We start from the raw sequence: 19,892 nt of genomic DNA, 5'->3' as shown, positions 1-19,892 counted from the left end.
CGCGCGCTTAGTTTCGCGCTTGGCTGACAGCCAGGGCGAGATCGTCAATGGCGCTGATGATCGCGTCCCCGGTGTCCGTGTCGATCAGCGATTCAATGCCAGAGAGGGCATTGATACTGGGGTATACCTCAACACCTCCTCGCGCCACCAACTCATCCATAAGGGCGTCGCCGCGCGCGTTCTCGCGCCCGACCCGTTTCTCGAGCTTTTCCACTCTTCCCAGAATCTCGGCCTGCATAACCAGGATCGCGTCGAGCTTCTGGTCAGTCGTCAGTTTGGCCATGTCGCCGGTACCTCAGTCGGTTGTGTGAGAACTCCCACTGTAACCGCTGGCGGCATGGCCCTCTATTGCCCGCTGATCGGCCGCTCGCCGGCGGCGGGAACGCTTCGGGGGAGCGCACCATGACCATGACCAAGAAGCCCAGCTTTTCGAGCTGGCTCACCAGCGACCTCTCTGACGAGATCAGCCGCATCAATCGCCTGCGTGCCGAGCTGTCCGGCGAGCGTCCCATGGACGAGGCCAAGCGCCAGCTGGAGCTGGCCCACGCCGGCGCGCGCTATCACGCGGCCACTGCGGAGCTGATGCGCCGCGCCAAACCGTTCGACGCCGCCGCTGAGGCCCGCCGGGCGAAGACGATCAGCTACCACACACGCGAAGCCGAGCGGTTCCTTGCCCTGGCGCTGGGTATCGAGCTCCCGGCCGGAGTGCCGCTGCCCGCGTTCGATGCACGGGTGAGCTGATGAGCCTATTCGCCATGAGCTGGGCGCGTCAGTCTTTGAAGACGCTGCCCACGGACGTCAAGACGCCATCTCGGCTCGCGCTGATGCTGCTGGCTGACTACGCCAACGAGGAGCACGTGTGCTGGCCGTCGATCCGGGCGATGTCCGAGGAGATGGGCTGTTCGGTGCGCAGTGTCCAGCGTGCCATCGATCTGCTCGAGCAGCGCGGGCTGGTGACCGTTGAGGAGCGGCAGGATCGCCATGGTCGCCAGCAGTCGAACCGCTACCGCTTGGCCGTCGGGCTAGGGTGTCAATCTGACACCCCTACTATCTCTACCCAATCCGGGGAGGGTGTCAATTTGGCACCCCGGGGTGACAGCGGTGACAGGGGGAGGGTGTCACCGGTGACACCCCTTGAACCTACCAAAGAACCTACCACCAACCCCAACACACACACCGGGGGCGTGCCGCTCGATCACGCCCAGCAGTTCGCCGACGACGGACAGCCGCTGGCGGCCGCTGCCCGGCAGTTCCCGATGACGCTCGACTGGCAGCCCGATCCGCAGCACCTCGCCGCGGCGTGCCAGCGCGCCGGCCTGCCGATCGACACCCAGCCGGCGGACGCCCAGCTCGCCAGCTTCACCGCTCACCACGCCGACAGCGGCCGCCGATACGGCGCCATGGCCTGGACGACCAAGCTCGTCGACTGGCTGCGCCGCGACCAGCGCTTCGCCCAATCCCAACCGCAACCGACCGGAGGTGCCGCTCATGCAAACGGCCGCCCACGCACTCAATCGCGCCGTCTCTCAGCTGCCGAGGCAAGGGAGCGGGACCGCCAGCAACGCGCAGAGCCAGCCGGGGGCGGAGCGTGCTTCGACGGCGAATGGTCATCCGCTCACTGAGCGCAGCATCGACTACCTCTTCGACGCGATGCGCTCGCTCTACGCCGGGAAGTTCGTCAGCCAGTGGGGTGACTACGACGACGGCACGTGGCTGGCCGAGCTGGGTCATCTGACGACCCGGCACCTGGAGCTGGGGCTGGTACGGCTACGCCAGCAGGTGCGCGACGCGGCCAAGAGCGGCGACGAGGCCTGGCCGCCGCAGCCGGTGCCGTTCGCCGCGATGTGCGAGCCGCGGCCCGAGGATGTGGGGCTGCCGACAGTCGATGCGGCATGGCGTGAGGCCTGCGCGCACTGCCACGACCCATCTGGCTGGCGCTGGAGCCACGACGCCGTGCGCATGGCCGGGCAGGCGATCGGCTGGCGCGAGATCCATGGCACCACGGCGCAGAGCGTCCGCGTCCGCCTGGAGAAGCGTTTCAGCCGCGAGTACGGGGCGCTGGTCAATCGGGTGATGGCTGGCCAGCCGCTTGCGACCCAGGGGCTGATCGAGAGCGACGGCACTCGCAACCGCGCCGAGCTGGCCGAGCGCGCCAGCCGTGAGGCCGCCCAGCAGCAGGCGGAGGCCGCGGGCCTGCCGCACCGCATGAATGCCAGCCAGGGGCTGGCGATGTTGAAAGCCGCCACGGGGAGGGCGTGAACATGACGCAGCTGATTCCGTTCGAGTTCGACAGCCAGCAGGTGCGCGTCGTTGAGGCCGACGACGGCGAAACCCTGTTTGTGGCCCGAGACATCGCCGCCGCGCTGGGGTATGCCCGCCCGACGAAGGCGATCCAGGACCATTGCAGGGGTGTCCTGAAACGGGACATCCCCACCGTGAGTGGCGTGCAGGCGTTCAGCGTGATTCGCGAGCCGGACGTCTATCGCATGATCGTGAAGAGCAAGCTGCCGAGCGCTGAGCGCTTCGAGTCCTGGGTGTTCGAGGAGGTGCTGCCGGCGATCCGCCGCCATGGCCGCTACGAGGCGCCTACCGCCCCGGCGCCGGCGGCAAACGATCATCTGCCGGACATCGCCCGCGCCTCGGCCATCGCCAGCGCGCTGGACGGCGCCGCCCGAGCCTTCGGTCTCGACGACAACATGCGGATGCTGAGCGTCAATCAGGCCGTGGTACGCCGCACCGGTGTCGACCTGCTCGCGGAGCTGGGTGCCACCCACCTGCTGAGCCCGATCAATGAGCGGTTGCTCACACCGACCGAGCTGGGCCTGCCGCTGGACATGAGCGCGATCGCTGTGAATCGCTCGCTACGCGACCTGGGCTACCAGCGCCAGGAGCGTGACGCGAAGGGCAAGGCGCACTGGGTCATGACCGAGCGCGGCCGTGCTGCTGGCGGTCGGATGATGGATACCGGCAAAAAGCATGGCGACGGCGTTGCCGTGCAGCAGCTCAAGTGGCCGGAGAGTGTGGCCCAGGTGCTGCAGGAGGCCGCGGCGTGATGAGACGAGCCCCGACCCGCATCCAGTGCCCGGCATGCCGGGAGTTCAAGACGCTGGGGAAGATGAAGCGCCAGGGCGAGGTGTTGCCGAGCTGCGTTGACTGCCAGCTCTCGCGCAACCGCCCGCACTACCGCGGCCGGAGGTACTGCGTATGAGCCACCGCGGTCTACAACCCACCGGTCCCGGTCAGCGTTGCCGCTCCAGTCACACCGACTACAGCGGCGAGGTCATCACGGATGAGCTTGTCGAGGAGGGCTGCCGCTATCGGAATGCCGCAGGCCTGATTCGGCGCGCGGGCCGTGACATCTGGATCTGCTGGTATCCCGGTGTCGTTGGCCCGTATCGCGTTGTCATCTCGCCCGAGAACCTGGAGGTGATCCAGTGACCCGATCCACCCGCTACAACCGCCCGCGCCGCCGCCGTGGGCCAGCCCGCCGCCATTGCGGCCTTTGTGGCCAGGCCCGCGGCGCGATGTGCTACGACCCGGGCGAGCCGTACTGCTGCCACTGCATGAGCCGTCGCCGTGCCGAGGGGGTGGGTCAGTGAGACGCACGGACACCCAGGCGGCCCGAGCGGCGCTGATCGGCGCCAATCCGCAGTTCCGGCTCTATCTCGACCATCGCCGCCGGCATCGCGAGGGGCTGACGCCCGGGCAACTGCCTGACGGCACGCACGATGAGCAGGACGCCGCGGAGTTCATCCGGCAGGCCTGCGGCATCGAGAGCCGCCGGGAGCTCGACACGAACGACCAAGCGCGCCAGATGCTCGATCGCATCGTGGCCGACTACCAACGCTGGGCACGCCGGCAGGCGAGGGGGCATTGATGGGATGGAGTGATTGCGGTACCGACAGCCAGGGGCGCCCGATCGGCTACGCCCATCCGGCGACGTGTGACCACCCCGGCTGCTCCGAGCAGATCGACCGCGGCCTGAGCTACGCCTGCGGTGGCATGCACGGCGAAGACGAGGTGAGTTGCGAGCGCTACTTCTGCTCGGCTCATCGCCTCAACACGGTCCTGTGCAGCGGGCGCTATCACAGTGTGTGCGACCAGTGCGCGGCCGAGCTGGCGGCAGAGCCCGACTGGGTAGATGACGAATCAGAGGGCGTGCTGCGTCACGTGCTCGAGCATCAGAGGATTGGGTAATGGATGACGTTCTGACGCTGCGCCCGATGGGCAACGGGCTGTGGATGGAAGACGCCGACAGCTCGCAATCACAGCAGTACGTGCTCAAGCAGCAGGCCAGCCTGAGCATGATGGCGCTGATCGAAGAGGAGATGATCCGCCACGAGAGCGAGCTGTCCGAGCAGATAGCTCAGATTTTCGAGGCGCGCCCCGGCCCATACACCGGCGCCCAGGTGGCGAAGCTGCTGCGAGACACGGCACGTGATGTCTGCCGCGCACCGCGCCAGGCCGAGGGAGGGCAGGACTGATGGCGGATATCCGATACCAAGAGACGATGTGGGCCGAGATGAAGCCCGACATCTATGGGGGCGAGAGCTGCGATCAGCATGTGCCAGCTTGGGAATGCAAGGCCGAGGGCGATATGGATGTTGAGCGCGGCCTGAAGGATATCGAGTTCTCGGCCAGCGCCTTCCCACCTGGTACCAAGATCGTCGTCTCGCTTCCGTGCTGTCCGGACTGCGGCCTCGATGCTGGATTCTCTCAGAACGGCGCTTGCGAATGCGGTTTCGACTGGAAGGCATGGGCCGAGGAGCGCTACCAGTGAGTCAGGCAGCTATGACGCGCCGCCGGCCAGCGCGGGCGCCCCGGGCCCCACGGGTCGACCATGAGGGTCTCGAGCAGATGGTGCTGATCCGCTGGCTGTTCGGCGAGCAGCAGCGCGGCACGCCGGTGGGCGATCTGTACGAGGTGATCTATCACGTGCCCAACGGTGGCCAGCGCAACAAGAAGACGGCGGTGGATCTGAAACGCCAGGGCGTGAAATCGGGTGTCTCCGACCTGGTGGTCATGGAAGGCCGCGGCGGGTGGCTCGGGCTCTACGTGGAGTTCAAGGCGACGCCGCCGAATCACGCGGCGACGGCAGCAAGCCAGCGCGAGTGGCTGGAGAAGGCTGATCGCCGCGGCTATTGCGCGGTGCTGGCTCGCGGCTTGGAGGAGGCCAAAGCGGTACTGAGGGAGTACGCCGGGTGGCCGCCGACGATCATCGAGCAGCGGCAGGCAATGCCGCACGGGACGAAGTGGTAAGGGTCAGGCCCTGATTGGTAAAGGCTCTGGCCCTAAGTGGTAAAGGATTGGGCCGTGAGTGGTAGAGGCTCGGGCTCGGAGTGGCAAAGAACCAGGGGATAGGGGGAGAGCATGCGGCAACTGGAGCTGATGGGGATCAATCAACTGCTGGCGGTGATCCGCCGCGAGCCGGAGGGCAGCACGCTGAGAGCCCGGGCGCTGCGCCGTTGTCTCGATGAGCTGATCGAGGTCGAGATCGAGTGGCGGCTGGACTACCGGCACCTCAACCTGGGGCATCACAAAGTGTCGCCGCTGGCGGGTGTGGGCGAGGGGCGCGGCGAGGTGACTGGCCGGGTCGATCATGTCATGGAGGCGGCGGAGCGATATCGGCATGCCTGCCGCTGGCGGTCAATGGCCCAGGCGCTGCTGGCGCACCTCACCGAGCGGCAGAGAATGGCCGTGCTGCTGGCGGGGTATGCGATCCCAGGGCAGCCGTGGGTGCGGCCAGTCCTTGGAGACCGCGAGCGGATCGAGGCGATCAAAGGTGGGCATCGCGGCCTCACCCTGGCGCAGGTGCGCGACGCGCAGCTGATCGTGCTGCAGCGGCTGGGCTGGCCTGCATTCGGCGGCTGGGGTGCGGAGGAGTGGTCTCTGCGCCGCGCTGATTGGTCGCTATCCCCGGCCTACAGTGCCGGCCGCCAGCGGTGCCGCTTCAAGCAGTGGCGCCCGGTCTCTGCTCGCGAGGTGTTCGGTACCCGAAAGGCACTGGAACGATCGGCAGAGAAGGCGCGCGCTCGGCTACTGGATGTGGTTAGCCAGCAGTCAGAAATGGCCGCCTGAACACTATATGTTGTAATCGAGGGGGGAAGGCGGTACAGTTCAGCTATCTTGTGATTTCTGCGCCCTGATCGGTTTCGACCGTTCGGGGCGCTGTCGTTTCTGACCCTGTTCGCCGCCCTTGCTTCGCTCCCGCGTGCTCCCCCACGTTTCCCAGGGCATGGGCGGCAACTTATTCGGCCTCTTCGATGATTCGCTCAAGCGCCACCTGCATGCAGTAGTCCATGCGGCGCTCGTTGGCCGATACCATCCGCAGGAACCTGGCTGATACGCCGAGGCGTGACGCCAGGCTGAGCTGAGACCCTGATATCTCGATGCATCTGCGGATCAGGCCCGGCGCCAGGGCCGGGTCATGATGTTCTGCGGCGTTGATCATTTTGTCGCGACAATCCATACGCCACGGCCATCCGCTTCGTACTGCGCCACGCCTGGGCCGTCTTCCTCATCGTAGAAGTCGATCAAGCCTCCATTGTCTTCCGGCAGTACTTCATAGCCCATGGATTCGCACAGCTCGATTGCAGACTTCTTGCTGCTTGCCATGCCGATTACGTCGCCGCCGTGGATCGCTACGTGATGTTCCATTTTTCTTTGCTCCTGGTCGTTTGCTTTGATCATTCTGCGTCCGCTTCCATGTCGGCGATAGCTGCGTTGACAGCTGTTCGCCACTGGTTGGCATCGATTTTCCACTCAGCCATATCAGTTTCGTCGGCTTCAGTCATTTCACGCAGATCGTTCAGATCGTTGGTGTCGTAGCAGGCTTCGGCGAAAGCGCGGGTTTTGTCGTCGGCGATGCTGCGGATGGCGTTGTTCATGTCGTTCTCCTGGTGTTTGTCGGTGGGCGTTTCCCGATCCGATGAATCTATCTTATAGGAACATTGTTCCTATCGCAAGGCTTTTCGTATCCCGTGGCGATATCTCTATTCTCGCCGCCCTTTATTCGGAGTTCCCCATGCGATTCATGCGAGATGTCGAGATGATCGGCAGCGGTCGCTATCCGCTGCGCGTGCGCCTCGCCTGGGGCGCTCATGTGTCCGACGCCTTCGTCGATGCGCTGTTCGCGCTGGCGGCGCGCTTCGGCTGGTCGCTCGATCACGTCAACTGGCTGATGGCCTGCATGGCATTCGAGACTGGCCGGACGTTCGACCCTGCCGTGCGCAATGCGGCGGGCTCTGGCGCTACCGGCCTGATCCAGTTCATGCCGCTGACCGCCCGCGGCCTGGGCACGACGACCGACGCGCTGGCGGCGATGACCGCCGTCGAGCAGCTTGCATTCGTCGAGGACTACTTCCGCCCCTATCACCGCCGCATCTCGACGCTGCCCGATATGTACCTAGCCATCCTGCTGCCCGCCTATGTGGGGCGCCCGGGTGGCGCGGTGCTGTTCACTGAGGGCCGTGTCTCGTACCGCCAGAATGCCGGGCTCGATGCGGACAACGACGGCCGCATCACCAAGGATGAGGCGGCCCAGCGGGTGCAGGAGATGCTGATCGAGGGCCTGCGCCCGGCACATGCGCGGGACGTGTGGCAGGAGGAGGTGGCGGCATGATCGGTTCCCTGATGGCTGCGGCCAATTTCCTGATCGCTGTCGGTCTCATCATCCAATGTCTGATCGCGCTCAATCGCGTCGATGATGGCTGGACACGCTTCGCCATCCATCTAGTGATTGCGACCGCCGGCGGGCTGTTGGCGTTTCGTGGTGCTGACATGGCGGTAGATATCGCTCTGAGCGACCGAACAGCCATCGGCCGGTTACTGCTCAATCTGTCGATGATCCCCGCCTGGATACTGATTCACCGGGCTTCGCACAAACGAGGGTAGCCGCGCGACATAACCGGGGATCGAGATGCCGGACCAAATCACTGAGCTCTGGCTGACGGTTTCCGCGTTCGCCCGAGAGCCTGCCCAGTCTGCGGCGCTCTGCGCGATATTCATGTCGTCTTTGCGCGTGCTGACGTCCGGCGGGCTGCGCAAGCCGAAGCGCTGGATCGAGACGTTGATGGTCGGCTTCCTGGCCTGGACATCGCTGCCGTTCATTCAGCATTGGGGATTCGAGGCCGACACCGGCCGTTTCTTCGCGGCCTTCCTGGGCTACATCGGCGTGCACGGCTTCGAGAAGCGTGTCGATCGGCTGCTGGACAACATCGCCGACGTTGCGTCGGCACTGAGGCGGAAATGATCAAGCGGTGGTGGCGGTCGCTCAGCAGAGATAGTCGGTCGCACCTGCTGGTCGCGGCCTTGTGCTTCGCCTGGGCGGTGTCGTCTCAGATGCAGGTGGGCGCCGCTGACCGGCGTGTGGTCGAGCAGCAGGCCAGCGAGCGCGCGGTGGCGTATGGGCTCTGGTACGCCCTGACGCAAGAGCAGGCCAAGGCCGGTCAGTTCGAGGCAGAGCGCAACGCCGCGTGGGCAGAGCTGCGCGGTGTGCGCTATCAGCTCGGTGCCGCGGATGCGCGGCTTGAAGCCTGCAATGCGACCACTGCGATGACGACGGATGAGGGCTGGACCGGCCAGCTGCAGCTCAAGACGGAGAAGACGCGATGAAGCTGGTACCCGAAGCGCGCAAGGCACACAAGCTGTGGTCGGTGCGGCTGGCGATCCTCTCGACTTTGATCTTCGCGCTGCATGACGTTCTGCCGCACTGGGAAGGGCTGCTACCCGAGTGGGCCTACACGGTGCTGGCGTCGGTGGTGGGTGTCGCTGGCGCCATCGCCCGGCTAGTGCCGCAGAAGGCCATCGACGAATACATCCGGGGCCGGCTGCAATGAGTCGGCTCTACGGCTGGATTGCCGCATGTGTGGCCGTGGTCATGGGTGCGCTTGCCTCGTTGGCCCTGCTCATGCGTGGGCAGCGTGATGCGGCCCGTGACGAGCTCGACAAGGCCAAGTCGAGGACCAAGGGCATTGAGGCAGCACGGGCAGTCGAACGACGAATCGATGAGCGCCAGCGCGCTGATCAGGCACAGGCCCGGGAGGTAGAACGTGAACAGATGGCCCAGCGCCGCGCAGGTGTTCGCCCTGAGTTTTTTGGCGATCCCCGGTTGCGCGACGACAGTAGCGACACCGACCAGCCCTGAATGCACGGTGCCGCCGATGCCGGCACTGCCTGTAATCGAGTCAGGCCACATGCAGTGCCTGGCAGACGATGACTACTGGCTGCTGCAGGACCGCGAGCGTCGGCTGACCGACTGGGCACTCGAGATGCGCGGGATGCTAAAGGAGCTATGCACACCCCGGCACCCCTGACTACTTGCTTGCGACCTTCTCCAGTTCAGAGCCGTCGGCATACCCCTGGCGATTGATGAGTTCAGCAACTGCTTCCGCCTGATCCAGATACTCAATGTTGAAGTCGATCAGGATCTCGCCGCCGTGGTTCATGGCGGCAATGGCATAGCGGTAGAGGTTGCCGTTGTCGCTGCGATACACCGGCAAGGGTCGAGCTGAAGCCAGGTTGTCGAATCGTTGCATTACACGCCTCCTTAGTTGTCGATCAACAACGTTGAGCTCCCGTCGCAGAAAGGTAAAGCCCATGCCCGCTAAAGCTAAGCGCCCGTGCCGCTCCCCTGGCTGCCGACACACGACGACTGAGCGTCACGGCTACTGCGAGGGGCATGCGCACTTGGCAACCGGCTGGACGCAGCGCCGCCGCGGGCAGAGCGGGCGCGGTGGTCGGCCTTGGCGACGCATCCGTGATCGCATCCTGCAGCGAGACCGCTACCTATGCCAGCCGTGCAAGCGGCAGGGTCGCATCACTCCGGCGACCGAGGTCGACCATATCGTCAACCGTGAGGCTGGCGGCACCGACGCGGACACCAACCTCGAGGCCATCTGTTCGGCCTGCCACAAGGCGAAGACGGCGCGCGAGTCGCAGAGCGGGCGCGGATGAGACGGATTCCCATCTAGGGGAGGGGGAGGGTCAAAGTCTGGGGCTTTCGAGCCCGGACACCGCCGCCTCAACTCAATTTTTATACCCGCGAAATTGAAAAATCAGGTTCGGCGAGAGGAGTTCGCAAATGACACGCGGTCGCAAACCCAAGCCGAGCCACCTCAAAGCCGTCCAGGGCAATGCCGGCAAGCGGGCGGTGAACCACGACGAGCCTGTCGCGGAGTCGCTGACCGAAGTGCCGCCGCCACCTGACTGGATGCCCGAGATCGGCGTCGAGATGTGGGAGCGGGTTGGTCCTTGGCTGGTCAGCTCGAAGATTCTGACGGACTCCGACCTGGCCAACCTCGAGGCCTACTGCGCCGCTTACAACCGCTGGCGTCTCGCCGAGAAGAACATCGCCCAGCATGGGCTGACGGTCGATAGCCCCATGGGTGGGGTGGCCAAGAACCCGGCCTGCACGGTGGCCAATGAATCACTCAAGCAGATGAACACGTTCGGCAGCGCTCTCGGGCTGGATCCTTCCAGTCGCGCCCGGCTGGCAGTGCCGGGTGCCAAAGCTGCCGCCAACCCCTTCGCCGCACTGGTGGGCAAAAAGCGATGATCCCGAATGGCCAGCTATCCCAACGTCAACGCCGCGAACAAGTACGCCAGGGACGTCGTGGCTGGCCGCATACCTGCCTGCAAGGAGGTGCAGCAGGCCTGTAAGCGACACCTCGACGACCTGGCCGCCTCCAAGGGTCGGGCGTTCAAGTACCGCTTCGACAAGGATGCCGCAGAGCGTGTCTGCGTCTTCGTGCAGCTGCTCCCCCACACCAAGGGGCGATGGGCGCGAGAGCGACGACTGATCGCGCTGGAGCCGTGGCAGCTGTTCATCTTCTGCTGCATTTTCGGCTGGCTTCGCAAGAAGAGCGGGCTGCGGAGATTCACCGAGGCCTACATCGAGGTCGAGCGCAAGAACGGCAAGTCGGTCATGGCCGCGGGCGTGGCCAACTACATGCTGTGCGCAGATGGCGAGTACGGCGCCGAGGTCTACTGTGGTGCGACCACGGAGAAGCAGGCCTGGGAGGTTTTCCGCCCAGCGCGCCTGATGCTGCAGAAATCGCCGGCGCTGGTCAGTGCCGCCGGCATCGAGATCATGGCCAAGAACATCTCGATACCGGAAGACGGCAGCCGACTGGAGCCGTTGATCGGCGACCCCGGTGATGGCTCCTCGCCCAGTTGCGCACTCGTCGACGAGTATCACGAGCACCAGACCCCGAACCTCTACGACACCATGCTCACCGGCATGGGGGCCCGCGATCAGGCGCTGATGTTCATCATCACCACCGCGGGCTTCAACATCGCCGGGCCTTGCTACGACAAGCGGCGCCAGGTCCAGCAGATGCTCGACGACGCGCTGCCCAACGAAGAGCTGTTCGGGATCATCTACACCATCGACAAGGGCGATGATTGGCAAGACCCCGCGGTCCTGCGCAAGGCCAATCCCAACTTCGGTGTGTCAGTCTCGGAAGAGTTCCTGCTCAAGGCGCAGCGCGACGCGATCCGCTATCCCAGTCGCCAGAACTCGTTCCTCACTAAGCACCTCAACGTCTGGGTCAGCGCCCGCACGGCCTGGCTGAACATGGCCGACTGGCACTCTGCCGGCGACGAGACGCTGACGCTTGACGACTTCGAAGGCAAGGAGTGCTGGCTTGGCGTCGACCTTGCCAGCAAGACGGATATCGCCGCCATCGCGATGCTGTTCCGCGATGAGATCGAGGACAAGAAAGGTCGGCTCAAGACGCGCTGGACCGTCTTCGTGCGCAGCTATCTGCCGGAAGGTGCCATCGAGCGCGCGAGCAACAACCGCGCTGCCTACGAGAGCTGGGTCAACTCCGGTGACCTGATCATCACCGACGGCGAGGAGCTCGACTTCGACGTCATTCGAGAGGACATCAAAGACCTCTCCGGCCGTTTCCAGATAACCGAGATCGCCTACGACCCATGGCGTGCTACCCAGTTGGCACACCAGCTGCAGAGCGATGGCGCTGACATCATCGAGTACCGCAACACGGTGCAGAACATGAGCCCCGCGATGCGCGAGATGGAGGCGGCGATCACTGGCGGCCGCTGGCGTCACAGCTGTGACCCGGTGCTGACGTGGATGGCCTCCAACGTCATCGCCAAGGCAGACGCCAAGGACAACATCTATCCGCGAAAGGAAAAGCCCGAGAACAAGATCGATGGCCCGATCGCGATTCTCATGGCGCTGGGGCGGGCCGTTCTCACCGAGAACGATGAGCCTCAGGAATCCATCTACGACACCTCGGACGTGACATGCTGATTTCAATCGTGACTTTCCTGGTCGGCCTCGTCGGTGCAGCGCTGGTGTCGTTCGGCGCCTGGCTGCTCTCGGCACCGGCGGGCTACATCGTCGCTGGCTCGCTGTGCCTCATCTGGTCCTGGCTGGTGGCGCGTGCCGCGGCATCGCAACGACAACCGAAGGTGAACGGGGAGGGCGGCTAATGTGGTTTCCCGCTCTCTTCGGTAGCACCCCCACTCGCAGCGCCTCCAAGGGCGGCGACTGGGCCAACTGGATCGGCGGCATGTCGCGCACCCGTACATCGGCCGGCGCCGGCGTCAACAGCGACAACGCGCTGCGCGTTGGCGCGCTGCGTGCGTGTGTCACGCTGCTGGCCGAGTCGGTGGCGCAGTTGCCCTGCGAGCTCTACCGCCGCACTGGCGACGGCGGCCGCGAGCGGGCATCGCAGCACCCGGTTTACGACCTGCTGCATTCCCAGCCCAACCAGAAGGACAGCTCCTTCGAGTACTTCGAACAGGGGCAGGGCGCCCTGGGGCTGGAGGGCAATCATTACGCCTTGATCGAGCGCGACGGGGCTGGCTATCCGATCGAGCTCATCCCGATCAATCCCAAGAAGTGCCAGGTCATGAAAGGCCGTGACGGCCTGCCGTACTACCACCTGCCTGAGGTCGGCAAGACCGTCGGCATGCGGCAAATGCACCACGTCAAGGCTTTCTCTCGCGACGGGTTCGTCGGCCTGTCTCCTATCGCTACGAACGCCGACTCAATCGGTCTGGCGATGTCGACCGAAGAGCACGCGGCCGCAGTGTTCGAGCGTGGCGCCACCATGTCCGGCGTCATCGAGCGGCCCAGCGATGCGACAGCTATCAAAGATCAGGCCGCAGTCGACCGGCTGCTCGACAAGTTCACCGAGCGCCACGGTGGTCTGCGCAACGCTTTCTCGGTAGCACTGCTGCAAGAGGGCATGAGCTACAAGCAGCTCTCGATGGACAACGAGAAGGCCCAGCTGCTCGAGAGCCGGAAATTCTCGGTCGAGGAGATCTGCCGGCTGTTCAAGATTCCGTTGCACATGGTCCAGCTCACCGACAAGTCCACATCGTGGGGCTCGGGCATCGAGTCCATGTCGCTCGGGTTCGTGATCTACACGCTGCTGCCCTGGCTCAAGCGCTGGGAGGCGGCCATGCGCCGCGACCTGCTGCTGCCATCGGAGCGTCGCGATCTCTATGTCGAGTTCAACGTGTCTGGTCTGCTTCGCGGAGACCAGAAGTCGCGCTACGACGCCTACGCGCTCGGGCGCCAATGGGGCTGGCTCTCGGTCAACGACGTGCGCCGGCTGGAGAACATGCCGCCGATCGCCGGCGGCGATCGCTACCTCACCCCGCTCAACATGAACGACTCCCAGCAGACGCAGCGCTCGTTGAACGCGACGCCGAAACAAATGCAGGAGATCGAGGGAATCCTATGTCGCAACTGATCAACTACCCGCATCTCGCGTCGCTGGTGTTCAACACCCCGCTCTATGCGACCCCCGACCTGATGCAGACGGTGCGCGCGGTGCTCGAGCCGCGCCTGCTCGGCCGTCTGACTGACATGCCCGAGCGCCTGGATGCTGGTGGTTCGCCCGAATCGCGGGAGATGCAGAGCCTGCGAGTGGTTGGCCGTCTGGCGATCATCCCGGTGCACGGCATCCTCACCGCGCGAGCTGGACAGATCGACGGCGCGTGCCAGGAGATCCTCAGCTACGAGAAGCTGCGCGGCCAGATCCACGCCGCCTTGCGGCATGAGATGGTCGAGGAGATCGTGCTCGACATGCACTCGGGCGGGGGCGCCGCCATGGGGTGCAAGGAGCTGGCTGATTTCATCCGGGTCAGCACCGAGATCAAGCCGATCACCGCGCTGATCAACTTCGCCGCCTTCTCCGCTTGCTACATGCTGGCTGCTGCCTGCTCGCGGATCGTCTGCAGCCCTACCGCCATGGCGGGCTCTATCGGGGTGATCATCGAGACCTACGAGGTCAGCAAGGCGGAAGAGGCCTTTGGCATCAAGTTCAACACCTACTACCGCGGCGCCCACAAGAACGACTGCTCGCCACACGAGCCGATCACCGACCAGGCTGTCGCCGAGATCGACCGTCGCCTGGATGCGGCCTACGCCACCTTCACCGAATCGGTGGCCGACCACCGCGGCATTGACCTGTCGGTGGTCACCGGCACTGAAGCGCGCATGTTCGATGCCGAGGGCGCGCGCGCCATCAAGCTCATCGACGAGATCGCACCCGCTCAGGAGGCGCTCGATTCCATCGCCGCCCGTTATAGCGGACAGCAGGCCCCGCGCCGCGGCAGCGTCTCAGCGCGCGCCGGCGCCATGAAACTCCAGAACACGCTCTAGCCACGCGGCGGAGCGGTACCAGGGCGGCCACATGGCCGCCTTTTCTTTGCCCGACGAAACCATGAGGAACGTCATGCCCAAGATCGAAGAACTCCGCCGCCAACGCGCCGACGTCAATGCCAAGGTGCAGGCGCTGGCCAATGCGGAAAACGAAGCGGGAGAACTCACCAGCGAGCAGCTCGAAGAGTTCGAGCAGCTCTCGACCGAGTTCGACACCCTCACCAAGCAGATCGACCGGCTCGAAGCCATGGAGCGCATGAACGCTGCCTCGGCCGAGCCGGTGCAGTCGCCTATCGCTCAGGGCGTCAAGTCTGCCGCCGTGCACGTCAAGCCCGAGCTGAAGCAGTACCCGGGCGCCAAGGCTGCGCGTATCGCGATGTCCGTGGCGGCGTCCAAGGGCGATATCGGCGGTGCCGTGAAGTTCGCTCGCGACGAGATCGGCGACCAGGACGTCGCTATGGCGATCGAGACCAGTGCAGGGTCTGGCGGGGCGCTGATCCCGCAGAACCTCCGCGACGAGGTGATTGAGCTGCTGCGGCCCAAGACCATCGTTCGCGACCTGGGCGCTCGGGTTATTCCGCTGCCCAACGGCAATGTGACCATCCCGCGGATGAGTTCGGGCGCGTCGTCCAGCTATGTCGGCGAGGGAAGCGATGTGCTGGCGAGCGACGCGACGCTGGACGACGTCAAGCTGAACGCCAAGACCATGATCACGCTGGTGCCCATCTCCAACCAGATGATCGGTCGTGCGGGCTTCGCCGCCGAGCAGCTGTTCCTGAACGACATGATCAGCTCGATGGCCAGCCGTGAAGACAAGGCGTTCCTGCGCGACACCGGCGCGGGCGATACGCCGACCGGTTTCGCGGAAACCGCGCGTCAGGCTAGCCGTGTGCTGCCGTGGTCCGGCGCCGAGACCATCGCGGAGATCGACGCTTATCTCGACTCGCTGATGCTGGCGCTGATGAATAGCAACAGCCTGCTGGTCCAGCCGGGCTGGGGGCTGTCGCCGCGCACCTACATGAAGCTGTTCGGTCTGCGCGACGGCAACGGCAACAAGGTCTACCCGGAGCTTGCCAACGGCCAGCTCAAGGGATACCCGGTGCGCCACACCACCAACATCCCGGCCAACCTGGATACCAGCGGCGCCGGCAATAACAACGAGTCGGAGATCTACTTTGCCGACTGGAACGACGTCGTCATCGGCGAGTCCGGTGGCATGACCATCGATTTCAGCCGCGAGGCCACCTACAAGGACGGCAATGGCCAGCTGGTCAGCGCCTACGCTCGCAACCAGTCGCTGATCCGCGTGGTGACCGAGCACGACATCGGCTTCCGTCACCCGGAAGGCCTGGTGCTCGGCACCAAAGTCACCTGGTAACGGCCCCAGCCGTGCACCCGGGCCAGCCGGCCCGGGTGGTCGATCATCCTTTCAGATAGGGAGGCCACCATGGCCAACACCACCAGACAGCGTCGCCAATCGGGCAGCCCCGATGCTGCCGCCGATCCGCAGGGCAGTGTCGAAACCAATGGCGTCGATACCCAGACGCCCGACGATACCCAGGCCTCGAACCCGGATCAGGGTCAAGACCAGGGCCAGGGCGCCGGCGATCCCGGCAACGCCCAATCGGCGACGGTTGCCGAAACGTCCACTGCCACCAGCACCACCGCCGCAGCCAGCGCCGCGGTAACCAGCAGTGCGAAGTCTGCCGCGCAGAAGGCAAACGAGGCTGTGCGCCCGGAATCCGGGCTACACAACCTCAACGGCAAGCAGCTCACGCGTGTGAAGTTCAAGCACCCGTGGCAGCGCTACGCGCCGAACGATCGTGCTGGCTTCGACCCTGCCACTGCCGCCGAGCTGATCAAGCGCAACATCGCCGAGAAAATCTGATCGGCCGCCGCCGGCAACCGCTGGCGGCCCCATTCCATGAATTCGAGAACACGCGATGCTGACGTTGGAAGAGGTCAAAGCCCAGCGCCGAATCGAGGCTGATGACAGCAGTGAGGATGAACTGCTCACTCAGCTCATCGCCGCGGCCTACCGCTATGCGGAGGCACACACCCAGACGGCTATCCGGCAGCAGCAGAAAACGGTGGTGATCGATGGCTTCCCTCCGCTGGATCGAGCTGTCGAGCTGCCGTGGCTTCCTGTCCAGGGCATCGACGCGGTCGAATTCGTCTCGCCTGCCGGCGACACCCATTCGCTGGACGAGCAAGCGCTGCGGCTCGACACCCGAGGCGACCCGCACAAGCTCTATCCGCGGTGGGGCGACCGCTGGCCTGACACTATCGCCGAGCCCGAGAGCGTCACGATTACCGCCACGGTCGGCTTCGCGGAAACGCCCGATGACATCAAGGTCGCGCTGCACTTGCTGATCGGGCACTGGTACGAGAACCGCGAGAGTGTGGTCATTGGCACCATCGCGACAGATGTTCCGATGGGCGTCGACATGCTGCTGTTCGACTACCGGCGTCACGCAGTGGGGTGAGAGATGCAGGCAGGAAAGCTCAATCAGCGCGTCACCCTGATGCGTCCGACTGCTGGCGGCCGTGACAAGTACGGCCAGCCGCTCGACAGCTATGAAGTGGTGGCCACCGTGTGGGCCTCGGTAGAGCCGCTGCGCGGGCGCGAGTTCTTCGCCGCCCAGCAGGTCAACTCCGAGATCACCACCCGCATTCGCATCCGCTACCGCCGTGAGTTCGCTGCCGTCCACGTCAACGAATGGCAGATCCACTACGGCGCCCGGGTCTACGAGATCGACGGCCCGCCGATCGACACCAACATGAGCCACACCCAGCTGGAGTTCATGTGTCATGAGCGGCTTTGAAGTCAGTGTCAGTGAAGAAGGCACGGAGCAGATACGAAAGCGCCTGGCCGGCCTGCAGGAAGAGCTGCAGCAGCGAGCCATCCGCGCCGGGCTGACGAGCGCCGGTAAGCCGATTCTCGAAACCATGCAGCGGCTGGTGCCTGTGCGCCAGGGCGACGACGGCGGCGACCTCAAGCGGTCGATCGGTCGGCGCTCGCTTTCCAAGAATGCCCGGCAGCGCCTGGGGCTTGCGGAGAACGCCGTTGCTCAGCGCCTCGGGCCCATCAAGAAGGTCAACGGCTACAGCCAGGCCTACGTCGGCCGGCTTGTGGAGCATGGCGTCGACCCCAGCACCCGCAAGGTGTTTCGACGTATCAGCGGTACGCACAACCTCAAGCGGCGTTACGCCCACATTCGGGCTTACACCTATCGGCACCCGGGCCAACGAGCACAGCCGTTCATGGCCCCAGCCTTGGCGCAGAACGCCAGCCAATTCGAGAGTCGCTTCTACGGCGGCCTTTCTGCCTACCTGAAGCGCAAGGGGTACTGAGATGCTGCAGCAGGTCATTGAGCGGCTCACTGCCGATGGCATCGACGCCTCGCTGTCCAGCAAGGCCGACCCCAGCCTCGCCGACACCGCGGCCACCATGGCCGAGCTGCTCGAGCAGCTGGTGCCCGGGCATGCCTACCCGCTCACGCTGCCGGAGAAGGAACCGCTGCCCAACGCTGTCTACCAGCCCATGGCGCGCAACTTCCTCGATGCCGACGGCTATCTGCTGGGGCGAGTGGACATCTACATGGTCACGCTGCGCGCCGCTCGCTTCGGCGATATCCAGCAGCTCACACAGCAGCTTGATCAGGCTGTGTCGGCTTTCACTGGCGTCGAGTCCATCGAGATCACTGACGCGGCGCAAGAGTACGAGAGCGACCAGCAGCAGTACCAAGCGCACTTCGAGATTCAGATCGCCACGCTCTCGACCGACACCCCATCGCTGCCTGCTGCATTCGTGCACACCGTGGGCAGCGATGCGGCGCCGCCTCGCACTACCTGTCGCCACCAACTGGTGACCGAGTCTCTGGCAGTGGTGCTGATCGCCACCCAGTCCGATATCGAGGCGTTGAGGCTGCGCGCCGTCAGCGCGCTGGTCGGCCTCGAGTCGCCGGGCGCCATTACGCCTCTGGAAGATGTCGGCGGCCAGCAGGTGGCGGTATCCGGCCGGCATGTCTATTGGCGCGAGCTGTTGCAGTGGCAGCGCCGCATTCCTACCTGATCACGGAGAACACCATGGCCGAACGCAAAGGCGGTAGCTACTACATGCGTGAGGGCAAGCCCGTCCTCAAGTTCCGAACCGGGCACAAGCCCGAGCCGACGCAGCCCAAGAAGGCCGCGAAACCCAAGCCCGCCGACAGCGCGGATGTGAAACAGGAGAGCAGCGATGCTTCAGCGTAAATCCTTCGCGCTGGTCAAGATCGAAACCGAATACGGCGTCGATCCGGGCCTGACCATCGACGACATGCTGGTGCTGACGGGCATCAGCGGCACCCGCTACGGCGGTAACACCACTGATCGAACGCGCATGCGGGGAACGCTGGGCGGTTTTGCAACGATCAACACCGGCCCCAACGCGCAGGTCACGCTGACCGCGCCGCTCAAGGGCGCCGGCACGCCGGGTGCCGTTCCCGAATGCGGTGCCATGCTTCGCGCGTGCGGTCATTCTGAAGTCATCACCGCCGATGATGGCTCTGGTGCCGGAAAGGTCGTCTATCAGCCGGTGTCCAGTGGGTTCGAATCCGCCACGGTCTACTGGATCACCGACAACCAGGTGCAGCGCATCACCGGCGCGCGCGGAACGGCAACGTTCACGCTCACTTCGGGCAGCGACCCGACGGTCGAGGTCGCCTTCACCGGCGCCTACAACCGGCCGGAGTCGTTCACGCTCGATGGTGATTACGAAGAGCTGGTCACAGAGGTGCCGGTCAACAAACAGAACACCAGCGGCTTCGACGTGCATGGCTACGAGGGCTGCGGTCAGTCCTTCACGCTGACGCAGAACAACACCGTCACCTGGCGCAACCTGATCAACTGCGAAGGCGCTCACATCACCGATCGGCAGAGCAATGGCCAGGTCAACATCGAAGCACCGGACCTTGAGACCAAGGATTACTTCGCCGAGATCGAGTCTCACCAGGAAGTGAAGAAGGGCCCTGTTTCTCTGATCCACGGCACCGAGGCTGGCAACACGGTCGTGTTCAATGCCCCGGCGGTTCAGCTGGCCTCGCTCAGCGATCAGGACCAGGACGGCTACGTTCACTACCAGATGGATGCTCGCTTCCTCCCGGTCGCCGGTGACGACGAGTACACGATCACGTTCCGCTGATCGGGTCGATCTATTCCCATCCCACGCATCATCACCCCGCGCCCGGCACTCGCCGGGCGCGCCTCA

General features: G+C 64.8%; 38 protein-coding genes. 33 read left to right on the top strand and 5 right to left on the bottom strand.

Annotation, left to right across the window (positions count from 1 at the left end; translation table 11 throughout):
* Positions 1-7 precede the first annotated feature (7 nt).
* Complete coding sequence (locus QO259_RS17275) at positions 8-283, bottom strand: hypothetical protein (protein ID WP_285950920.1); 276 nt, start codon at positions 281-283, stop codon at positions 8-10.
* 119 nt (positions 284-402) lie between these two features.
* Here QO259_RS17275 and QO259_RS17270 point away from each other — a divergent pair, with 119 nt between their 5' ends.
* The 12 genes from QO259_RS17270 to QO259_RS17215 all read left to right on the top strand — a co-directional run bounded on the left by QO259_RS17270 (position 403) and on the right by QO259_RS17215 (position 6,078).
* Positions 403-741 carry a hypothetical protein gene (locus QO259_RS17270; RefSeq protein WP_285950919.1) on the top strand — a complete coding sequence of 113 codons (339 nt, stop codon included), beginning with the start codon at positions 403-405 and terminating at the stop codon, positions 739-741.
* Positions 741-1,622, top strand: coding sequence for a helix-turn-helix domain-containing protein (locus QO259_RS17265; protein ID WP_285950918.1), 882 nt, complete (start codon positions 741-743; stop codon positions 1,620-1,622). Before QO259_RS17270 ends, QO259_RS17265 begins: the two co-directional genes overlap by 1 nt.
* A 28-nt stretch (positions 1,623-1,650) precedes the next feature.
* Positions 1,651-2,259 (top strand): replication protein P, encoded by a 609-nt coding sequence (locus QO259_RS17260; RefSeq protein ID WP_285950917.1) that lies wholly within the window; start codon positions 1,651-1,653, stop codon positions 2,257-2,259.
* Between the two features lie 2 nt (positions 2,260-2,261).
* A complete protein-coding gene (locus tag QO259_RS17255; RefSeq protein WP_285950916.1) occupies positions 2,262-3,053 on the top strand; it encodes a BRO-N domain-containing protein in 792 nt (263 codons plus the stop codon).
* Positions 3,053-3,208, top strand: a complete 156-nt coding sequence (locus tag QO259_RS17250; RefSeq protein WP_285950915.1) for a hypothetical protein — start codon at positions 3,053-3,055, stop codon at positions 3,206-3,208. The genes QO259_RS17255 and QO259_RS17250 overlap by 1 nt, the downstream gene beginning before the upstream one ends.
* The gene (locus tag QO259_RS17245; protein WP_285950914.1) at positions 3,205-3,438 is read left to right on the top strand and encodes a hypothetical protein; all 234 of its coding nucleotides are present in this window, start codon (positions 3,205-3,207) and stop codon (positions 3,436-3,438) included. The genes QO259_RS17250 and QO259_RS17245 overlap by 4 nt, the downstream gene beginning before the upstream one ends.
* Before the next feature lie 157 nt (positions 3,439-3,595).
* Complete coding sequence (locus QO259_RS17240; protein WP_285950913.1) at positions 3,596-3,877, top strand: hypothetical protein; 282 nt, start codon at positions 3,596-3,598, stop codon at positions 3,875-3,877.
* Complete coding sequence (locus QO259_RS17235) at positions 3,877-4,197, top strand: hypothetical protein (RefSeq protein ID WP_285950912.1); 321 nt, start codon at positions 3,877-3,879, stop codon at positions 4,195-4,197. Before QO259_RS17240 ends, QO259_RS17235 begins: the two co-directional genes overlap by 1 nt.
* Positions 4,197-4,484, top strand: a complete 288-nt coding sequence (locus QO259_RS17230) for a hypothetical protein (protein ID WP_285950911.1) — start codon at positions 4,197-4,199, stop codon at positions 4,482-4,484. The genes QO259_RS17235 and QO259_RS17230 overlap by 1 nt, the downstream gene beginning before the upstream one ends.
* Positions 4,484-4,780 carry a hypothetical protein gene (locus tag QO259_RS17225; protein ID WP_285950910.1) on the top strand — a complete coding sequence of 99 codons (297 nt, stop codon included), beginning with the start codon at positions 4,484-4,486 and terminating at the stop codon, positions 4,778-4,780. Before QO259_RS17230 ends, QO259_RS17225 begins: the two co-directional genes overlap by 1 nt.
* A 77-nt stretch (positions 4,781-4,857) precedes the next feature.
* A complete protein-coding gene (locus QO259_RS17220) occupies positions 4,858-5,259 on the top strand; it encodes a VRR-NUC domain-containing protein (RefSeq protein WP_285950909.1) in 402 nt (133 codons plus the stop codon).
* A 111-nt stretch (positions 5,260-5,370) separates the two neighbouring features.
* Positions 5,371-6,078: a hypothetical protein gene (locus QO259_RS17215; protein WP_285950908.1), complete on the top strand. Its 708-nt coding sequence runs from the start codon at positions 5,371-5,373 to the stop codon at positions 6,076-6,078.
* 169 nt (positions 6,079-6,247) lie between these two features.
* On the opposite strand, the gene QO259_RS17210 is transcribed toward QO259_RS17215, so the two are convergent.
* Genes QO259_RS17210 through QO259_RS17200 form a run of 3 tightly spaced genes read right to left on the bottom strand, consistent with a single transcriptional unit; the run spans position 6,248 to position 6,887 of the window.
* On the bottom strand, positions 6,248-6,451 hold the full coding sequence (locus tag QO259_RS17210) for a hypothetical protein (protein ID WP_285950907.1): 204 nt from the start codon (positions 6,449-6,451) through the stop codon (positions 6,248-6,250).
* Positions 6,448-6,690 (bottom strand): hypothetical protein, encoded by a 243-nt coding sequence (locus tag QO259_RS17205; RefSeq protein ID WP_285950906.1) that lies wholly within the window; start codon positions 6,688-6,690, stop codon positions 6,448-6,450. Before QO259_RS17205 ends, QO259_RS17210 begins: the two co-directional genes overlap by 4 nt.
* The gene (locus QO259_RS17200; protein WP_285950905.1) at positions 6,687-6,887 is read right to left on the bottom strand and encodes a hypothetical protein; all 201 of its coding nucleotides are present in this window, start codon (positions 6,885-6,887) and stop codon (positions 6,687-6,689) included. Before QO259_RS17200 ends, QO259_RS17205 begins: the two co-directional genes overlap by 4 nt.
* A 137-nt stretch (positions 6,888-7,024) precedes the next feature.
* Here QO259_RS17200 and QO259_RS17195 point away from each other — a divergent pair, with 137 nt between their 5' ends.
* The 7 genes from QO259_RS17195 to QO259_RS17165 are packed head-to-tail and all read left to right on the top strand — an operon-like array spanning position 7,025 to position 9,314.
* Positions 7,025-7,621, top strand: a complete 597-nt coding sequence (locus QO259_RS17195) for a lysozyme family protein (RefSeq protein WP_285950904.1) — start codon at positions 7,025-7,027, stop codon at positions 7,619-7,621.
* Positions 7,618-7,893: a hypothetical protein gene (locus QO259_RS17190; RefSeq protein WP_285950903.1), complete on the top strand. Its 276-nt coding sequence runs from the start codon at positions 7,618-7,620 to the stop codon at positions 7,891-7,893. Before QO259_RS17195 ends, QO259_RS17190 begins: the two co-directional genes overlap by 4 nt.
* A gap of 25 nt (positions 7,894-7,918) precedes the next feature.
* Positions 7,919-8,251: a phage holin family protein gene (locus QO259_RS17185; protein ID WP_285950902.1), complete on the top strand. Its 333-nt coding sequence runs from the start codon at positions 7,919-7,921 to the stop codon at positions 8,249-8,251.
* Positions 8,248-8,613: a hypothetical protein gene (locus QO259_RS17180; protein ID WP_285950901.1), complete on the top strand. Its 366-nt coding sequence runs from the start codon at positions 8,248-8,250 to the stop codon at positions 8,611-8,613. Before QO259_RS17185 ends, QO259_RS17180 begins: the two co-directional genes overlap by 4 nt.
* Complete coding sequence (locus QO259_RS17175; protein ID WP_285950900.1) at positions 8,610-8,837, top strand: DUF7940 domain-containing protein; 228 nt, start codon at positions 8,610-8,612, stop codon at positions 8,835-8,837. Before QO259_RS17180 ends, QO259_RS17175 begins: the two co-directional genes overlap by 4 nt.
* Positions 8,834-9,145: a hypothetical protein gene (locus QO259_RS17170; RefSeq protein ID WP_285950899.1), complete on the top strand. Its 312-nt coding sequence runs from the start codon at positions 8,834-8,836 to the stop codon at positions 9,143-9,145. The genes QO259_RS17175 and QO259_RS17170 overlap by 4 nt, the downstream gene beginning before the upstream one ends.
* A gap of 16 nt (positions 9,146-9,161) precedes the next feature.
* Positions 9,162-9,314 (top strand): hypothetical protein, encoded by a 153-nt coding sequence (locus QO259_RS17165; RefSeq protein WP_285950898.1) that lies wholly within the window; start codon positions 9,162-9,164, stop codon positions 9,312-9,314.
* Here QO259_RS17165 and QO259_RS17160 read toward each other — a convergent pair whose 3' ends face one another.
* Positions 9,315-9,536 (bottom strand): hypothetical protein, encoded by a 222-nt coding sequence (locus QO259_RS17160; RefSeq protein ID WP_285950897.1) that lies wholly within the window; start codon positions 9,534-9,536, stop codon positions 9,315-9,317. It lies immediately after the preceding gene.
* 61 nt (positions 9,537-9,597) lie between these two features.
* Between QO259_RS17160 and QO259_RS17155 the strand changes: the two genes are divergently transcribed.
* The 14 genes from QO259_RS17155 (at position 9,598) to QO259_RS17090 (ending at position 19,826) form a co-directional block, all read left to right on the top strand.
* The gene (locus QO259_RS17155) at positions 9,598-9,954 is read left to right on the top strand and encodes an HNH endonuclease (RefSeq protein ID WP_285950896.1); all 357 of its coding nucleotides are present in this window, start codon (positions 9,598-9,600) and stop codon (positions 9,952-9,954) included.
* A 127-nt stretch (positions 9,955-10,081) separates the two neighbouring features.
* Positions 10,082-10,555: a phage terminase small subunit P27 family gene (locus tag QO259_RS17150; RefSeq protein WP_285950895.1), complete on the top strand. Its 474-nt coding sequence runs from the start codon at positions 10,082-10,084 to the stop codon at positions 10,553-10,555.
* A gap of 6 nt (positions 10,556-10,561) precedes the next feature.
* Entirely contained in the window at positions 10,562-12,277 is a 1,716-nt protein-coding gene (locus tag QO259_RS17145) for a terminase large subunit (protein ID WP_285950894.1), read from the top strand.
* Complete coding sequence (locus QO259_RS17140; RefSeq protein WP_285950893.1) at positions 12,271-12,459, top strand: hypothetical protein; 189 nt, start codon at positions 12,271-12,273, stop codon at positions 12,457-12,459. Before QO259_RS17145 ends, QO259_RS17140 begins: the two co-directional genes overlap by 7 nt.
* The gene (locus QO259_RS17135; RefSeq protein ID WP_285950892.1) at positions 12,459-13,730 is read left to right on the top strand and encodes a phage portal protein; all 1,272 of its coding nucleotides are present in this window, start codon (positions 12,459-12,461) and stop codon (positions 13,728-13,730) included. Before QO259_RS17140 ends, QO259_RS17135 begins: the two co-directional genes overlap by 1 nt.
* Complete coding sequence (locus QO259_RS17130) at positions 13,718-14,644, top strand: S49 family peptidase (protein ID WP_285950891.1); 927 nt, start codon at positions 13,718-13,720, stop codon at positions 14,642-14,644. The genes QO259_RS17135 and QO259_RS17130 overlap by 13 nt, the downstream gene beginning before the upstream one ends.
* Before the next feature lie 73 nt (positions 14,645-14,717).
* Complete coding sequence (locus QO259_RS17125) at positions 14,718-16,022, top strand: phage major capsid protein (RefSeq protein WP_285950890.1); 1,305 nt, start codon at positions 14,718-14,720, stop codon at positions 16,020-16,022.
* A 69-nt stretch (positions 16,023-16,091) separates the two neighbouring features.
* Positions 16,092-16,532, top strand: coding sequence for a hypothetical protein (locus QO259_RS17120; protein WP_285950889.1), 441 nt, complete (start codon positions 16,092-16,094; stop codon positions 16,530-16,532).
* A 55-nt stretch (positions 16,533-16,587) separates the two neighbouring features.
* The gene (locus tag QO259_RS17115; RefSeq protein WP_285950888.1) at positions 16,588-17,130 is read left to right on the top strand and encodes a head-tail connector protein; all 543 of its coding nucleotides are present in this window, start codon (positions 16,588-16,590) and stop codon (positions 17,128-17,130) included.
* A 3-nt stretch (positions 17,131-17,133) separates the two neighbouring features.
* Positions 17,134-17,469, top strand: coding sequence for a phage head closure protein (locus QO259_RS17110; protein ID WP_285950887.1), 336 nt, complete (start codon positions 17,134-17,136; stop codon positions 17,467-17,469).
* Positions 17,456-17,998: an HK97 gp10 family phage protein gene (locus QO259_RS17105; RefSeq protein ID WP_285950886.1), complete on the top strand. Its 543-nt coding sequence runs from the start codon at positions 17,456-17,458 to the stop codon at positions 17,996-17,998. Before QO259_RS17110 ends, QO259_RS17105 begins: the two co-directional genes overlap by 14 nt.
* A 1-nt stretch (position 17,999) precedes the next feature.
* Positions 18,000-18,719, top strand: coding sequence for a hypothetical protein (locus QO259_RS17100; RefSeq protein ID WP_285950885.1), 720 nt, complete (start codon positions 18,000-18,002; stop codon positions 18,717-18,719).
* 14 nt (positions 18,720-18,733) lie between these two features.
* Entirely contained in the window at positions 18,734-18,898 is a 165-nt protein-coding gene (locus QO259_RS17095; RefSeq protein ID WP_285950884.1) for a hypothetical protein, read from the top strand.
* Positions 18,885-19,826 carry a phage tail tube protein gene (locus QO259_RS17090; protein ID WP_285950883.1) on the top strand — a complete coding sequence of 314 codons (942 nt, stop codon included), beginning with the start codon at positions 18,885-18,887 and terminating at the stop codon, positions 19,824-19,826. Before QO259_RS17095 ends, QO259_RS17090 begins: the two co-directional genes overlap by 14 nt.
* The last annotated feature ends 66 nt before the right edge of the window (positions 19,827-19,892 follow it).

Origin of the sequence: Salinicola sp. JS01 (genome assembly GCF_030284585.1) — a bacterium.
Taxonomy (GTDB): Bacteria; Pseudomonadota; Gammaproteobacteria; order Pseudomonadales; family Halomonadaceae; genus Salinicola.
This window is presented reverse-complemented; position numbering and strand designations above follow the sequence as displayed.

What these genes read in the sequence shown, in the direction of transcription:
- QO259_RS17205 (WP_285950906.1), bottom strand. Translation starts at nt 6,690, where the DNA reads ATGATCAAAGCAAACGACCAGGAGCAAAGAAAAATGGAACATCACGTA.
- QO259_RS17180 (WP_285950901.1), top strand. Translation starts at nt 8,248, where the DNA reads ATGATCAAGCGGTGGTGGCGGTCGCTCAGCAGAGATAGTCGGTCGCAC.
- QO259_RS17185 (WP_285950902.1), top strand. Translation starts at nt 7,919, where the DNA reads ATGCCGGACCAAATCACTGAGCTCTGGCTGACGGTTTCCGCGTTCGCC.
- QO259_RS17135 (WP_285950892.1), top strand. Translation starts at nt 12,459, where the DNA reads ATGTGGTTTCCCGCTCTCTTCGGTAGCACCCCCACTCGCAGCGCCTCC.
- QO259_RS17105 (WP_285950886.1), top strand. Translation starts at nt 17,456, where the DNA reads ATGAGCGGCTTTGAAGTCAGTGTCAGTGAAGAAGGCACGGAGCAGATA.
- QO259_RS17200 (WP_285950905.1), bottom strand. Translation starts at nt 6,887, where the DNA reads ATGAACAACGCCATCCGCAGCATCGCCGACGACAAAACCCGCGCTTTC.
- QO259_RS17175 (WP_285950900.1), top strand. Translation starts at nt 8,610, where the DNA reads ATGAAGCTGGTACCCGAAGCGCGCAAGGCACACAAGCTGTGGTCGGTG.
- QO259_RS17275 (WP_285950920.1), bottom strand. Translation starts at nt 283, where the DNA reads ATGGCCAAACTGACGACTGACCAGAAGCTCGACGCGATCCTGGTTATG.
- QO259_RS17230 (WP_285950911.1), top strand. Translation starts at nt 4,197, where the DNA reads ATGGATGACGTTCTGACGCTGCGCCCGATGGGCAACGGGCTGTGGATG.
- QO259_RS17190 (WP_285950903.1), top strand. Translation starts at nt 7,618, where the DNA reads ATGATCGGTTCCCTGATGGCTGCGGCCAATTTCCTGATCGCTGTCGGT.
- QO259_RS17100 (WP_285950885.1), top strand. Translation starts at nt 18,000, where the DNA reads ATGCTGCAGCAGGTCATTGAGCGGCTCACTGCCGATGGCATCGACGCC.
- QO259_RS17245 (WP_285950914.1), top strand. Translation starts at nt 3,205, where the DNA reads ATGAGCCACCGCGGTCTACAACCCACCGGTCCCGGTCAGCGTTGCCGC.
- QO259_RS17215 (WP_285950908.1), top strand. Translation starts at nt 5,371, where the DNA reads ATGCGGCAACTGGAGCTGATGGGGATCAATCAACTGCTGGCGGTGATC.
- QO259_RS17130 (WP_285950891.1), top strand. Translation starts at nt 13,718, where the DNA reads ATGTCGCAACTGATCAACTACCCGCATCTCGCGTCGCTGGTGTTCAAC.
- QO259_RS17110 (WP_285950887.1), top strand. Translation starts at nt 17,134, where the DNA reads ATGCAGGCAGGAAAGCTCAATCAGCGCGTCACCCTGATGCGTCCGACT.
- QO259_RS17260 (WP_285950917.1), top strand. Translation starts at nt 1,651, where the DNA reads ATGCGCTCGCTCTACGCCGGGAAGTTCGTCAGCCAGTGGGGTGACTAC.
- QO259_RS17255 (WP_285950916.1), top strand. Translation starts at nt 2,262, where the DNA reads ATGACGCAGCTGATTCCGTTCGAGTTCGACAGCCAGCAGGTGCGCGTC.
- QO259_RS17095 (WP_285950884.1), top strand. Translation starts at nt 18,734, where the DNA reads ATGGCCGAACGCAAAGGCGGTAGCTACTACATGCGTGAGGGCAAGCCC.
- QO259_RS17155 (WP_285950896.1), top strand. Translation starts at nt 9,598, where the DNA reads ATGCCCGCTAAAGCTAAGCGCCCGTGCCGCTCCCCTGGCTGCCGACAC.
- QO259_RS17115 (WP_285950888.1), top strand. Translation starts at nt 16,588, where the DNA reads ATGCTGACGTTGGAAGAGGTCAAAGCCCAGCGCCGAATCGAGGCTGAT.
- QO259_RS17160 (WP_285950897.1), bottom strand. Translation starts at nt 9,536, where the DNA reads ATGCAACGATTCGACAACCTGGCTTCAGCTCGACCCTTGCCGGTGTAT.
- QO259_RS17265 (WP_285950918.1), top strand. Translation starts at nt 741, where the DNA reads ATGAGCCTATTCGCCATGAGCTGGGCGCGTCAGTCTTTGAAGACGCTG.
- QO259_RS17235 (WP_285950912.1), top strand. Translation starts at nt 3,877, where the DNA reads ATGGGATGGAGTGATTGCGGTACCGACAGCCAGGGGCGCCCGATCGGC.
- QO259_RS17120 (WP_285950889.1), top strand. Translation starts at nt 16,092, where the DNA reads ATGGCCAACACCACCAGACAGCGTCGCCAATCGGGCAGCCCCGATGCT.
- QO259_RS17125 (WP_285950890.1), top strand. Translation starts at nt 14,718, where the DNA reads ATGCCCAAGATCGAAGAACTCCGCCGCCAACGCGCCGACGTCAATGCC.
- QO259_RS17145 (WP_285950894.1), top strand. Translation starts at nt 10,562, where the DNA reads ATGGCCAGCTATCCCAACGTCAACGCCGCGAACAAGTACGCCAGGGAC.
- QO259_RS17220 (WP_285950909.1), top strand. Translation starts at nt 4,858, where the DNA reads ATGGTGCTGATCCGCTGGCTGTTCGGCGAGCAGCAGCGCGGCACGCCG.
- QO259_RS17195 (WP_285950904.1), top strand. Translation starts at nt 7,025, where the DNA reads ATGCGATTCATGCGAGATGTCGAGATGATCGGCAGCGGTCGCTATCCG.
- QO259_RS17165 (WP_285950898.1), top strand. Translation starts at nt 9,162, where the DNA reads ATGCCGGCACTGCCTGTAATCGAGTCAGGCCACATGCAGTGCCTGGCA.
- QO259_RS17270 (WP_285950919.1), top strand. Translation starts at nt 403, where the DNA reads ATGACCATGACCAAGAAGCCCAGCTTTTCGAGCTGGCTCACCAGCGAC.
- QO259_RS17225 (WP_285950910.1), top strand. Translation starts at nt 4,484, where the DNA reads ATGGCGGATATCCGATACCAAGAGACGATGTGGGCCGAGATGAAGCCC.
- QO259_RS17140 (WP_285950893.1), top strand. Translation starts at nt 12,271, where the DNA reads ATGCTGATTTCAATCGTGACTTTCCTGGTCGGCCTCGTCGGTGCAGCG.
- QO259_RS17250 (WP_285950915.1), top strand. Translation starts at nt 3,053, where the DNA reads ATGAGACGAGCCCCGACCCGCATCCAGTGCCCGGCATGCCGGGAGTTC.
- QO259_RS17090 (WP_285950883.1), top strand. Translation starts at nt 18,885, where the DNA reads ATGCTTCAGCGTAAATCCTTCGCGCTGGTCAAGATCGAAACCGAATAC.
- QO259_RS17170 (WP_285950899.1), top strand. Translation starts at nt 8,834, where the DNA reads ATGAGTCGGCTCTACGGCTGGATTGCCGCATGTGTGGCCGTGGTCATG.
- QO259_RS17150 (WP_285950895.1), top strand. Translation starts at nt 10,082, where the DNA reads ATGACACGCGGTCGCAAACCCAAGCCGAGCCACCTCAAAGCCGTCCAG.
- QO259_RS17210 (WP_285950907.1), bottom strand. Translation starts at nt 6,451, where the DNA reads ATGATCAACGCCGCAGAACATCATGACCCGGCCCTGGCGCCGGGCCTG.